Annotated in this window: 10 protein-coding genes; 5 read left to right on the top strand and 5 right to left on the bottom strand. The window is 67.5% G+C overall.

Going from position 1 to position 13,063, the window contains the following annotated elements:
- Window positions 1–54 precede the first annotated feature (54 nt).
- Window positions 55–1,686: a phosphoglucomutase (alpha-D-glucose-1,6-bisphosphate-dependent) gene (gene pgm, locus ACSLGO_RS03520; RefSeq protein ID WP_176697488.1), complete on the top strand. Its 1,632-nt coding sequence runs from the start codon at window positions 55–57 to the stop codon at window positions 1,684–1,686.
- A gap of 71 nt (window positions 1,687–1,757) precedes the next feature.
- On the opposite strand, the gene ACSLGO_RS03515 is transcribed toward pgm, so the two are convergent.
- Window positions 1,758–3,158: an aldehyde dehydrogenase family protein gene (locus ACSLGO_RS03515; protein ID WP_436399937.1), complete on the bottom strand. Its 1,401-nt coding sequence runs from the start codon at window positions 3,156–3,158 to the stop codon at window positions 1,758–1,760.
- Window positions 3,155–4,033: an SDR family NAD(P)-dependent oxidoreductase gene (locus ACSLGO_RS03510; RefSeq protein WP_436399935.1), complete on the bottom strand. Its 879-nt coding sequence runs from the start codon at window positions 4,031–4,033 to the stop codon at window positions 3,155–3,157. The genes ACSLGO_RS03515 and ACSLGO_RS03510 overlap by 4 nt, the downstream gene beginning before the upstream one ends.
- Window positions 4,034–4,179: 146 nt before the next feature.
- Between ACSLGO_RS03510 and ACSLGO_RS03505 the strand changes: the two genes are divergently transcribed.
- Window positions 4,180–5,493: a uracil-xanthine permease family protein gene (locus ACSLGO_RS03505; RefSeq protein WP_091600816.1), complete on the top strand. Its 1,314-nt coding sequence runs from the start codon at window positions 4,180–4,182 to the stop codon at window positions 5,491–5,493.
- A 6-nt stretch (window positions 5,494–5,499) separates the two neighbouring features.
- On the opposite strand, the gene ACSLGO_RS03500 is transcribed toward ACSLGO_RS03505, so the two are convergent.
- Both ACSLGO_RS03500 and ACSLGO_RS03495 read right to left on the bottom strand, forming a co-directional pair.
- Entirely contained in the window at window positions 5,500–6,609 is a 1,110-nt protein-coding gene (locus ACSLGO_RS03500; protein WP_436399933.1) for a glycerate kinase, read from the bottom strand.
- Between the two features lie 52 nt (window positions 6,610–6,661).
- Window positions 6,662–7,468 (bottom strand): glycerophosphodiester phosphodiesterase family protein, encoded by an 807-nt coding sequence (locus ACSLGO_RS03495; RefSeq protein WP_436399932.1) that lies wholly within the window; start codon window positions 7,466–7,468, stop codon window positions 6,662–6,664.
- A 136-nt stretch (window positions 7,469–7,604) separates the two neighbouring features.
- Here ACSLGO_RS03495 and ACSLGO_RS03490 point away from each other — a divergent pair, with 136 nt between their 5' ends.
- The 3 genes from ACSLGO_RS03490 to ACSLGO_RS03480 are packed head-to-tail and all read left to right on the top strand — an operon-like array spanning window position 7,605 to window position 12,216.
- Entirely contained in the window at window positions 7,605–10,190 is a 2,586-nt protein-coding gene (locus ACSLGO_RS03490) for a bifunctional lysylphosphatidylglycerol flippase/synthetase MprF (RefSeq protein WP_325786156.1), read from the top strand.
- Window positions 10,187–11,485, top strand: coding sequence for an alpha/beta hydrolase (locus ACSLGO_RS03485; RefSeq protein WP_152274118.1), 1,299 nt, complete (start codon window positions 10,187–10,189; stop codon window positions 11,483–11,485). The genes ACSLGO_RS03490 and ACSLGO_RS03485 overlap by 4 nt, the downstream gene beginning before the upstream one ends.
- Window positions 11,482–12,216 (top strand): phosphatase PAP2 family protein, encoded by a 735-nt coding sequence (locus tag ACSLGO_RS03480; RefSeq protein WP_091600821.1) that lies wholly within the window; start codon window positions 11,482–11,484, stop codon window positions 12,214–12,216. Before ACSLGO_RS03485 ends, ACSLGO_RS03480 begins: the two co-directional genes overlap by 4 nt.
- On the opposite strand, the gene ACSLGO_RS03475 is transcribed toward ACSLGO_RS03480, so the two are convergent.
- Window positions 12,213–13,022, bottom strand: a complete 810-nt coding sequence (locus ACSLGO_RS03475) for an HAD family hydrolase (protein WP_091600822.1) — start codon at window positions 13,020–13,022, stop codon at window positions 12,213–12,215. The genes ACSLGO_RS03480 and ACSLGO_RS03475 overlap by 4 nt on opposite strands.
- Window positions 13,023–13,063: the final 41 nt, after the last annotated feature.

Raw genomic sequence — 13,063 nt, 5'->3', positions numbered from 1 at the left:
GCACGGAAGGTACGTGCCTGCCGGATCACCTGAATCTTTGGCATGCTTGGAGCTATGTCTAACCGAGCCGGCACACCCGCCCAACCATCCGACCTCGTCGATCTCACGGCACTGCTCGACGCGTACTACGACGTCGCGCCGGACCTCGCTGACCCCGGCCAGCGCGTAGCCTTCGGCACCTCCGGGCACCGCGGAAGCTCCCTGAAGGGATCCTTCAACGAACCCCACATCGCCGCCATTACACAGGCGATCGTTGAGTACCGCACCGGCGCAGGCATCACCGGCCCGCTGTTCATGGGCAAGGACACCCACGCACTTTCGGAGCCGGCGCAGAACACCGCCCTGGAAGTCCTGGCCGGCAACGGCGTGAACGTCCTGATCGACGCGCGCACCGGGTTCACTCCCACCCCGGCCCTGAGCCACGCGATCCTGACGCACAACGCCACCCGCACGGACCAGGCGGACGGTATTGTCATCACGCCGTCCCACAACCCTCCGGCCGACGGCGGATTCAAGTACAACCCGCCCAGCGGCGGTCCCGCCGACGCCGAAACCACGGCCTGGATCGCCAACCGGGCCAACGAACTGCTGGAGAACGGGCTGCGCGGCGTGCAGCGGGTTCCGCTGGGCGAAGCACGGCTGGCAGAATCGGTGGGCGCCTACGACTTCCTGCAGCACTACGTGGGGGACCTCGGTTCGGTGCTGAACATGGACGCCATCAAGGGTTCCGGCCTGCACATCGGCGCGGATCCCATGGGCGGGGCCTCCGTCGATTACTGGGGCGCCATCGGCGAGCAGTACGGACTGAACCTGACCGTGGTGAACCCCAGCGTTGATCCGCAGTTTGGTTTCATGACGCTGGACTGGGACGAGAAGATCCGGATGGACTGCTCTTCCCCCGATGCGATGGCATCGCTCATCGCCCAGGCCGGACGCTACGACATCGCCACGGGCAACGACGCCGACGCCGACCGTCACGGCATCATCACCCCGGACGCCGGACTGATGAACCCCAACCACTACCTCGCCGCTGCCGTGGAATACCTGTACGCCAACCGCTCCGGCTGGCGCGGCGACGCGATGGTGGGCAAGACCCTGGTCTCCTCCTCCATGATTGACCGCGTGACCGCCAGCCTGGACCGCCGGCTGATGGAGGTGCCGGTGGGCTTCAAGTGGTTCGTTCCGGGACTGCTGTCCGGCGAAGTGGCATTCGGCGGCGAGGAATCTGCCGGCGCCTCTTTCCTGCGCCTGGACGGCTCGGTCTGGACCACGGACAAGGACGGAATCCTGCTGGCCCTGCTGGCCTCGGAGATCACCGCCACCACATCCAGGACTCCGTCCCAGCATTACCGGGAACTGACGAACCGTTTTGGGGATCCGGTCTACGCGCGGGTTGATGCCCCGGCCACCCGCGAACAGAAGGCAGCGCTGTCCAAGCTGTCGCCGTCGGACGTCACTGCCACCACACTGGCAGGTGAGGAGATCACCGCGCGGCTGACCGAGGCGCCCGGCAACGGCGCGGCTGTCGGCGGGCTGAAGGTCACCACGGAGAACGCCTGGTTCGCGGCACGGCCGTCCGGCACCGAGGACGTGTACAAGATCTACGCCGAGTCCTTCAAGGGCGCAGAGCACCTCAGCGAGGTCCAGGCAGAGGCCAAGGCGATTGTTGACTCAGTGATTTCGTAGCCCGCCGCATCGAGATGACAGAAACTGCCCGTATGAGCGTTCATACGAGCAGTTTCTGTCATCTCGAATAGTTAGAGGAGGCGGCGCAGGATCCGGCCCTTGAAACCGTTGTACGGCGGATAGGCCACGCGCAGGGTATCCAGCAGTGTTCCCTTCGAAAACACCGGGCGGGCCTGGCTAAACGTGTCGAAGGAGTGCTTACCGTGGTACGCGCCCATCCCGCTGGCTCCGGCGCCCCCGAACGGCAGTTCCGGGACCGCCAGCTGCACTATGGCGGCGTTGTGGTTCACTGACCCGGCCCGCACGCCCTGCTCGAACCGGCGCTGCTGCGACGCGGAGCTAGTGAACAGGTAGGACGCCAGCGGAACCGGCCGGGCGTTGATGATCTCCATGGCCTGGTCCAGGTCCCGGACCGTGACCACCGGAAGGATCGGACCGAAGATCTCCTCCTGCATCACGGGGGCGTCCAGCGGCACGTCCGCCAGCACGGTGGGCTCGATGTACAGGTCTTCCCGGCTGCTGCGTCCGCCGGAGACCACTGTTCCGTCCGCCAGGTAGCCCGTGAGCCGGTCGAAGTGGCCTTCATTGACAATTCGGCCATAGTTGGCGCTGCGCGAGGGGTCCTTGCCCACGAACTCACGCATCACCTTGGCCAGGGCCCGGAGCAGCTTGGGGGCCGCTTCTTCGGTGACCAGCACATAGTCCGGTGCAACGCAGGTCTGCCCGGCATTGATGAGCTTGCCGTAGGCCAGCCGGCGGGCGATGGAGGTCAGGTTCCCGTCCAGTACGACGGCGGGAGACTTGCCTCCCAGCTCCAGGGTCACCGGAGTCAGGTGCTCAGCGGCAGCCCGCATAACGATTTTGCCCACGCGTTCCCCGCCGGTGTAGAAGATGTGGTCGAAGCCCTCAGCGAGCAGCGCCTGGGACACCTCCTGAGCACCTTCGATGACCACCACGGCCTCCGGGTCCAGATATTCCGGCAGGATCCGGGCTATCGCCGCGGAAGTGGCCGGCGCAAGCTCGCTGGGCTTCAGCACGGCGGCGTTGCCCGCGGCGAGCGCTCCGATGAGCGGGGCGAGGAGCAGCTGCACGGGATAGTTCCACGGCGCGATGATCAGCACCACCCCCAGCGGCTGCGGCTCAACCTTGGCCGATGCCGGCTGCAGGCCCAGCGGCACCGGCACCCTGGTGGTCCGGGTCCAGTCCGCCAGGTGCTTCAGCGCGTGGGCCGCTTCAGCCCGCGTGATGGAGATTTCGGTGAGGTACGCCTCGAGGGCATTCTTGCCCAGGTCCGCCTGCAGTGCCGCGGCGAACTCCTGCTCCCGCTCGGAGAGCATCCGCATCAGGGCTTTCAGCTGCGCTTTCCGCCAGGCCACAGGCCGGGTACGGCCGCTGGCATAGACCTTGCGTACCGCGGCAACCTGCGCCGGGACGCTTGCTGCCGGGGAAAGTGCCGGGGTGCCCGCGCTCATGCCCGGTTCCCGCTTCCAGCCGCTGCGGAGGTTGGGGCGCCCGGGTCCGGTGCCGGGCGGCCGGTGAAGTGGTCCATCGACTGGTAGACCTTGAAGATCCTGCCGGCCACCACGTCCCAGGCCGGCTGGGGCAGCAGCCCGCGCAGGGCGCTTCCCAGCGGGACGGTCCACGGCAGCTGGACCCGGGCCTTGCCCTCAAGCAGCGCCTTCCAGGCCTTGTCCACCACGTATTCGGGGTCCATCAGCGGCGTCATCAGCGGGCCGCGGGCCCCTTCGAACATGCCGGTCTTGATGTAGCTGGGGATCAGGGTGGTGACCTGGATGTGGCCGTGTCCGGCTTCCTCGAGTTCCAGGCGCAGCGAATCGCTCCAGCCGATCACGGCCCATTTGGAGGCGGTGTAGACGCTCATCTTGGGAACCGACAGGGTGCCGGAGGCCGAAGCGACGTTGAGGATTCGGGCCGGGGTGCGGCGTTCGATCATGCCCGGCAGGAAGGCGCGGGTGATGTGCATGGGGGCCAGCGTGTTCACGTCCATGACCTCGTCGATGTCCGTTCCGGTGTGCTCCCAGAAGTACTTGCCGCGGACTATGCCCGCGTTGTTGATCAGCACGTCCGGGGCGCCTAGTTCAGCCAGCACGGCCTCGGCTTTTTCTGCCACTTCGGCTGCCGATGAGACGTCCAGGGTGTACGGCAGGACTTCCGAGGTACCGAGTCCGCGCAGCCGCTGTGCCGCTCCCTCCAGGGCATCTGCGTTGCGGTCCCACAGCACTACGGCTTTGGCCCCCTCACGCACCGCCCGTTCGGCGTACAGCAGGCCCATTCCCATGGCCGCTCCGGTGATGAGTACTGTCCGTCCAGAAACTGAAATTCCCACGAATGATCCGTCCGTCACAGGCCGGCGTCGGCCCATTTGCTTCCCCGGTAAAATTACCGGTGCGTGCAACATAGCGTGGCACAGAAGCCCCGCCGGTAACATTCTCCACGAGTCAATCCCCCTTTGTCCTTTTGGAAGGCACACGCATGAGCAGGTTCGGCACAGACTGGAAACTCCACGGAAACGGCAAGACAGTTACTCCCGGCTCATTCGTCGCTCCGGATGAAAGACTCAGCTGGCCGCGCACCATCGGTATTGGCGCCCAGCATGTGGTTGCCATGTTCGGCGCAACCTTCCTGGTTCCGCTGCTCACCGGCTTCCCGCCTGCCACCACCCTGTTCTTCTCCGGCGTCGGAACCATCCTGTTCCTGATCATTACCGCCGGGAAGGTCCCCAGCTACCTCGGTTCATCCTTCGCTTTCATCGCCCCGATCGCGGCCGCAGTCAACCAGCACGGTCCCGGCGGAGCGCTGGGCGGCATCATCATGGCCGGCGCTACCCTGTTCCTGATCGGCCTTGTTGCCCAGCTGGCGGGCACCCGCTGGATCCAGGTCCTGATGCCGCCTACCGTCACCGGTGCGATCGTGGCACTGATCGGCCTGAACCTGGCCCCCACCACCCGCACCAACTACGAAGCCGGTCCCATCACCGCCACCGTCACGGTTGTGGTGATCCTGCTGACCACGGTGCTCTTCAAGGGGCTGATCGGCCGCCTCTCCATCCTGGTTGGCGTCCTGGCAGGTTACGCCGCCGCGGTGATTCAGGGCGAGGTGGACTTCTCCGCCATCAATGACGCAGCCTGGTTCGGCCTGCCCGAGTTCACGGCTCCCACGTTCCACTTCAACGTCATTGGCCTGTTCGTTCCCGTAGTGCTGGTACTCGTCGCGGAGAACATCGGACACGTGAAGTCTGTTGCCGCGATGACCGGACGGGACCTGGACCCGTACACCGGCCGGGCGCTGATGGCCGACGGCGTTGCCACCATGCTCGCCGGTGCCGGCGGCGGTTCCGGAACCACCACCTATGCGGAGAACATCGGCGTGATGGCCGCCTCCCGGGTGTACTCCACGGCCGCCTACTGGGTTGCCGGCATCACCGCGGTGCTGCTGAGCCTGTTCCCCAAGTTCGGTGCCCTCATCGCCACCATTCCCCAGGGCGTGCTGGGCGGTGCCGGCGTGGTGCTTTACGGCATGATCGGCATCCTGGGTGTCCGGATCTGGGTGGACAACCGCGTGAACTTCTCCAACCCGATCAACCTCTCAGTGGCCGGTGTTGCCCTGGTGGTCGGCATCGCGAACTACACCTGGAACGTTGGCGGCCTGACTTTCGAGGGCATTGCCCTGGGCACCGCCGCCACCCTGGTGATCTACCACGGCATGATGGCGATCGCGCGCTGGCGGGGCACCATGCCGGAGGAGCCGCAGGAAGACGTCGGCGCCACGCCGTCGAGCCTGGGCTAGAAGGATCTAGGCCCCCTCCAGGGCCGCCTGCGTGGCGCGGGCAACGTAGAACTCTGCCCGCGCCATGGCATCCTCCGGGCCCTGCGCCAGGTCGAGCAGGCTGACCGCCGCCTCAACGCCGTACTCGGCCAGGACCTTCGGACCCAGCGTGATGGCTCCGGCCACCAGCACCACCGGGATTCCCTTTTCCGCGGCCATCCGGGCCACCTCCAGCGGAGCCTTTCCGTACCGTGACTGCTCATCAATGGAGCCTTCCCCGGAGAGCACCAGGTCCGCCCGCTCCAGCGCCGGTGCCAGGCCCACCAGATCGGCAATGAGCTCGAAGCCCGGTTCAATCCGTGCATCCGTGAAGGCGAGGAAGGCGGACGGGAAGCCGCCGGCCGCTCCGGCACCGGGAACGTCGACGTCGACGCCGGTAGCTTCCTTCAGCAGCCGCGCCCAGTTTCCTAGTGCTTCATCAAGCAGCAGCCGGGCGGAGGAATCGGCACCCTTCTGCCCGCCGAAGACGTGGGCGGCACCGTTGTGGCCGGTCAGCGGGTTGGTCACGTCCGCGGCAATCCGGATGCGGGTGTCCTTCACGCGCGGGTCCAGGCCCGAAGCGTCGACGGCGGCGGCCACGGCAAGACCGGCGCCTCCCGGCGGCACGGGCTCGCCGACGGCGTCGAGGATCCGCAGGCCCAGGGCGGTGAGCGCACCTGAACCGCCGTCGGTCATCGCCGATCCACCGATGCCGAGAATGATCTCCTGTGCCCCCGCGTCCAGCGCCGCCGTGATGAGCTGCCCGCTGCCAAAGCTCGACGCCGCCAGGGACGTCTGCACGGACGGTTCAACCAGCATCAGGCCGGAAGAGCGGGCGGTTTCCAGGACCGCCGTCGTGCCGTCCAGCGCCCAGACGGCCGTGACTTCGCGGCCCAGCGGCCCTCGGACCCGCGCTGTGCGTTCCTGCGCTCCGGCGGCGAGCGCCGCTTCGAGCGTGCCCTCACCGCCGTCGGCGACCGGAACCCGGGTAACATCAGCGTCCGGATAGACGGAGAGCACCCCCTGCGCCATCGCGGCCGCGGCTTCCTCAGCGGTGAGGCTGCCTTTGAACTTGTCCGGGGCTATGAGCACGCGCATGGATTACATCCTGCCAGCGAATCGCCGCCGCGGCACGTGCAGCAGGGCCGGCCTAGCCAGTCCCGGGACCCTGCGGCCAGGCGCCGCGCACGGCCAGCACGGCGGACAGCAGGTCTGCCCGGTCAGAGACCAGACCGTCCACACCCATATCCAGAAGGCCTTCCATCAGCGGCCGGGTGTTGACCGTCCAGACGTGCACCTGGATACCGGCCCGGCGGCAGCGCCGCAGGAAAGCGGGACGCACCACGGGAATTCCGCGGTAGCTGACCGGCACCTGCACACAACCGAAGCGTCCCAGCCGGGCAACCAGGCCGCCGAGGCCCAACGGCGACAGCAGCAGCAGCGCGACCATCGCGGCTGATCCGGCGGAGGTCGCGGCAGGCTTTGAGAGCCGGCGCAGGCAGTCCAGCCGCCGGCGGTCCGAGAAGGAGGTCACCAGCACCCGGTCTTGGGCCTGGTGCTTTTCGATCAGGGCGGCCAGCGCAGCGGCACCGGCGGCATCCTTGATGTCAACGTTCAGCCGCACGTCCGGCCAGCGGAGGAGGACTTCCTCCAGCGTAGGGATCGGCTCGCGCCCGCCCACGCGGACACCGCGCAGTTCGCGCAGGCTGCGGGCACTGATCGGACCGGACGCGTCGGTAACCCGGTCCAGGGTTTCATCGTGGAAGGCCATGAGTACGCCGTCGCTGGTGGTCCGCACGTCGGTCTCAAGATAGCCGAAGCCCAGGTCCACCGCCGCTTGGAAGGCTGCCAGGGTGTTTTCGAGCCCGTCGGGACTGAACCCCCGGTGGGACAACCCCAGCGGCCCACCGCCGGTCAGCGAGGCGGACGGCGGGACGAAGTACGGCAGTGCGGTCACAGGGGTACTTTATCGCCTGCCGACACGCGATCTTGTGCGGCCTCCCGGCCCGCGGACGGACTTCGCGAATTAGACTGGCTGCACCCCGGGGCCGGAACCCTTCCCATCCTCGCCCGCAAGCCATGGAGGTGGCCGCATGCAGCACGGTTCTGCCCGGCAGACAGCGGGACGCTGGCTCCGCTGGCCAGCGGACGGACTGCGCGGCACCGTGGCCCGGTCTCCGGTGACGCTGGTGTTCCTGGCACTGTTCTGGTTCCTGGGTATCCTCACCTCCTCGGTGCTGGATGGGCCGGATGATCCACTGCTGCCCTGGGTGAGCGTGTCCGTGGATACCCTGCCGGACTACTGGCCAGCACTGCTGCTTTCCGCCCTGTGGGCCAACGGACTGGCCGGCTACATCAGCGGTACCCTGCTGACGCTGGCCGTGGGACTGCCGGCAGAACGCCTCCTGGGCAGCCGGCGTTTCCTTGCAGCAGCAGTGGGAACGCAGGTCATTGGGGCACTGGCCGGCATCGGCTTCGCGGCCGGCCTGAACGGTGCCTTCGAGGACTGGGGCAGGGAACTCAGCACGGATTCGTTCGTGGGTCCCGTGGCACTGGTCTGTGGAGTCGCCGCGGCCGCGTCGGCAGGCATGGGCACCCTCTGGCGCCGCCGGGTGCGGCTGGCACTGTTCACGCTCCTGGTGGTCCTCGCCCTGTATTCAGGCGCGCTCCGGGACGTGATGTCCCTGGCTGCGGCGGTCACCGGCGGGATCTGGGGACCGTACCTGTTTGGGCGGCGTCCCCGCTGGCCCCGAAGCCTGGTGTCCAGCCGGCGCGAGGCCCGGGTACTGATAGGACTGGTGGTGGTGGCTACCGCCGTCGGGCCGGTTCTCGCCGCCCTGAACGTGCGCGCCGTCGGGCCCCTGGCCGTCCTCGCGTACCTTTTCACCAACGCGGAAACCCTTGACCCGGTGGCGCTGGCCAACATCTGCGCCGATCCGTCCATGCACGCTGAGTGCCGCACCGCCAGGCTGGAACAAAGCGCGGGACTGGCCGGGTTCTTCCTTGCCGTCCTTCCCCAGGTGCTGCTGATCGTCTTCGCGGACGGCCTGCGGCGCGGACGCCGGTTCGCCTGGATCAGCGCGCTGATCCTGCAGGGCCTGATGACCCTGGCCGCAGCCGTCCGGATTGGGTTCTTCCTCGCCGGACACACGGGCGGCGTGTACGGCGTTGGCGGCAAGGTGCAGCCTCTGGCGCTGGTGCTTCCCATGCTGCTGCCGCTGCTGGTGTTCGTGCTGCTGGCCCTGTCCGGACGGCTCTTCGCCGTCTCCGCGGCGCCGGGCACCTACCGCCGGCTGTTCCTGACCTGCGCCACGGCCGGGGTCATCCTGGCCGCCGTGTGGGTGGGCGGCGGGCTGCTGCTGCGCAACGGTTTCACGCCGCGGGCGGACATGGAGTCCCTGCTGGAAGACCTGCCGCTGAGGTTCCTGCCGGTGTCCGAGATCATTTCCAGGCCTCCGGAGCTGCTGCCGCAGTCGCTTCCCGCCATCATCCTCTACGAAGGTGTGGGCGTAGTTTTCTGGATCCTCACCTGTGTGCTGCTGCTGCGGTCCTTCCTCGAGCCCGCCTACAGCCGCTTCGCGCTTGACGAAGAGCGGGCCCGGACCCTGCTGACCTCCAGCGGCGGCAGCACGATGGCGTGGATGACGCTCTGGAGCGGCAACTCCTACTGGTTCTCCCCCACCGGCAATTCATATGTTGCGTACCGGCTTGGCTCCGGCGTCGCCCTGACTGTCGGCGACCCGGTGGGGCCCCCGGCCGAGTTGCGGCAGTCAGTGGAGGGCTTCGCGGCGTACTGTGCTGAATCCGGTGTGACCGCGTGCTTCTATTCGGTGAATGAGGCCACCAGGGAAGCGGCCGCCGACCTGGGACACACGGACCTGCAGGTGGCGGAGGAAACCCTGCTTCCGCTCGGGACCCTGGCCTTCCGCGGCAAGCGTTTCCAGGACGTGCGGACTGCTTTCAACCGCGCGGGCAAGGCCGGGATCCGTGCCGAGTGGACCACCTACCGCACGGCGCCGCTGTCCGTCCTGGACCAGATCAACGCCATTTCCGAAGAGTGGGTCGCGGAGAAGCGGATGCCGGAAATGGGTTTCACGCTCGGCGGGATCGAAGAGATTGACGACGACGGCGTGCGGCTGCTGCTCGCCGTGGACCAGGACCGCACGGTGCATGGGGTGACCTCCTGGCTGCCGATCTACCGGGATGGCGAAATTATTGGCTGGACGCTCGATTTCATGCGACGGCGTGCCCGCGGCTTCCCTGCCGCCATGGACTTCCTCATCGCCTCCGCCGCGCTGTCGCTGCAGGATGAAGGGTTCCAGGTGCTCAGCCTCTCCGGTGCTCCCCTGGCCCGCAACGAGGCGTCGTCGACTGCTGCGTCCGAAGCCGGAAACGCTGCCGGCGGAGCAGCAGCTCCGCGGCGGGTAACCGAAACGCCCCCCGCCCTGGAGTGGCTGATGGACCGGCTCGGTGCCACGCTGGAACCGGTCTACGGCTTCCGCTCCCTGCTGGCGTACAAGGCCAAGTTCCAGCCGGAGTACGTTCCGCTGTACATGACATACGTGGATGCGGCGTCCCTGCCCGCGATCGCAAACGCCCTGGCGCGCGCCTACGTGCCGCACGTATCCGTGGGCCAGACGTTCACCCTTGCCCGGAGGATCGTAGGCAACCAGCGATGAACCTGTCGCTGACATCGGGGCCGGTGCCCGTGCTGGCATTGAGCCTTGGTGCGGCCGGGCTCTGCTGGCTGTGCTGGGGCCCGCGCAGGTATCTCACCCGGGTTGTTCCATTCGCAGTGATGGGAGCCCTGGCCGGGACCGTGCTCCTGTTCGTGGCAGCTGAGCTGCTGCTCTCCTGGTGGGATGCCTCCTTTCCGCGGTACCTCTACTTATATTCCGCAGGAGGAATACTGGCTCTGCTGCTGACGGTTCCCCGCTGGCGTCTGGCGCGGGGCATACTCGCGCGGATCCTGACGGTCCTCTCCGTAACAGCCGTGCTGCTGGGTGCAGTATCGGCCGCCAACGTGGCGTACGGGCAGTACCCCACCCTGCAGTCCCTGGTGGACAGTCCGGGGGATTCAAGCGGCGCAGTTCCGCTGCGCAAGCTGGTTCCGGGACAGGACACCACCCCGAGTACGGAAGCGAACTGGACACCGCCGTCGGACATGCCCGCGGAAGGGGGAGTCTATGAGGTCCAGATTCCCGGTGCCGTCTCCGGCTATGCCGCCGGAACCAGCCTGGTGTATCTCCCACCCGCCTATGTGGCATCTCCCCCGGCGCAGAACCTGCCCGTCCTGATAGCGCTGCACGGACAGCCCGGCACGCCGGCAGACTGGTTCGCCGGCGGACAGCTGCAGCAGGTCATGGATGACTTTGCGGCGCAGCACAACGGGCTGGCGCCCGTCGTCGTTCTTCCGGACCTCTCCGGCGGTTCGAACGCCAACTGGTCCCTCTGCCTCGATTCGAAGCAGGGCCGCGGGGCGACGTACCTCGCCGAGGACGTCCCCGCCTGGATCAAGGACAACCTCTCCGCCGGTCTGGCGGGACCGCAGCAGTGGGCGGTGGCCGGTTACTCCTACGGAGGAACCTGTTCCGTGCAGCTCGCGGTGAACTTCCCGGACACGTTCCCCACCTTCATCGACATCTCCGGGGAGAACCAGCCCACCATCCCGGGCGGCGTCCAGTCCCTCGTGAATACCTACTTCGGCGGCGACGCCTCCGCCTTCGCGGCACAAAATGCCCTGGACATCCTCAAAAAGCAGACCTTCCCCAACACGGCGGGGATCGTCGTGGTCGGCAAGGATGACGGGGTGTACAACGGCCAGGGCCGGCAGGTGTACGACGCCGCCAAGGCCGCGGGCATGGATGTCCAGCTCCAGGAGCTGCCGGGAGGACACTCCTGGCAGGTGTGGAAGGAAGGCCTCTCGGACAACCTGGACTGGCTCGGCCGGAGGCTTGGCATACTTGGACAATGAGCGACGCACCTACCGACCGCCTGACGCGTCACCTCTCCCGGATGGCCCAGGTGCTCGGAACGCACGGACTTCTCCTGGTGACACTCGCTGCGGGGCTGGTTCCCGCCCTGCTCCTGGCCCTGGTGGCCGGCGGCGTCTATGAAGCGGTGGCGGAAGAGGACGGCGTCGCTGCCCTGGACCATCCGGTACTCGCCGCAGCCAAGTCGATGCGTTCCCCCGGGCTGGACACGGCGCTCACCTGGTTCACCAACCTGGGCGGCACGGTTGGCCTTCCCCTGCTGGCGGCCGTTGCGGTGGCCCTGCTCTGCCGGTGGCAGCGCAGCTGGACTCCCCTCATCCTGACGGCATCCGCGGCGGCCGGCTCCCTGCTGATGACGGTTGCCGGCAAGGCCCTGGTGGGACGGTCACGGCCACCGCTTTCCGATGCCGTTCCCCCGTATGAATACTCCGACTCATTTCCCAGCGGACATTCCCTGAATTCGATGGTGGTAGCCGGAACCATCGCGTACCTGCTGGTGGTCTACCTGGGTTCACGGCGTGCCCGGATCATCACGGTGCTCACGGCGGCGGTGTTCGTGGTGGCCATGGGCCTGAGCCGCGTGTACCTGGGGCACCACTGGCTGACGGATGTGCTGGTGGCCTGGAGCCTGGGGCTCGCGTGGCTGGCCATCCTCATTACGGTTCACCGGCTGCTGCGCGTACGCCGGCTGCGGAACCTGCCTGCGGCCTAGAACTCCCGGCCGCGCAGCAGGTCCTCCAGGACCTGGGCCACCCCGTCCTCGGCGAACGGCGGCGCCTGGCGGGACACTGCCGACCGAACGGCAGGATGGCCGGACGCCATGGCATAGCCGCGGCCGGCCCAGCCCAGCATGCCCAGGTCATTGGGCATATCACCGAACGCCACCACGTCTGCGGCGTCGATCTTCAGCGACTCGGCATAATCTGCCAGCGTCACGGCTTTATCCAGGCCGGGGGCGGACATTTCCAGCAGCGGGACCGACGGCGCCGAATGGGTGGTGGAGACCAGGTGCGCAACCTCAGGCTTCACCCTCCGCAGGAAATCATCAGGGTGGACGTCTTCCACCTTGGCGAGGAACTTCACCACGCGGCTACCCGGTCCCAGGGATTCAGTGAGCGGGGCGGGCGCGACGGCGCCGAGCAGGTCCGCCCCGGCATCCTGCAGGAATCCGGGTTCCAGGTGGAATCCCTCTACGGTCTCGGCGGCGAAACGCACCGCCGGATAGAGGCTGCGAATGATGCCCGCCGCCTGGAACATGCCTTCCAGGGCCAGCGGCTTGGACCAGGTCACCTGTGCGGCTTCGAGGTCGTAGAGGATCGCCCCGTTGGAGCAGATCACGGTGCCGGTGTGGCCCAGCTGTTCGCGGACGGGACCCAGCCAGCGCGGCGGCCGGCCGGTGACGAAGACAATCCGGATGCCGGCGTCGGCGCATTTGCGGAACGCGTTGACGGTCCGGTCACTGATCCTGTTGTCCGGGCCGACTATGGTCCCGTCCAGGTCACTCGCTACCAGCCGCATGCCCCGCCCTTCCGTTGGCTACCAGCCTAGCCGGAATGCGG

The sequence above is a fragment of the Arthrobacter sp. IK3 genome, from assembly GCF_051337705.1.
GTDB classification, from domain to species: Bacteria; Actinomycetota; Actinomycetes; order Actinomycetales; family Micrococcaceae; genus Arthrobacter_B; species Arthrobacter_B koreensis.
Note: the sequence above shows the minus strand (reverse complement) of the source record. Positions and strands in the feature narration are given on the sequence as shown.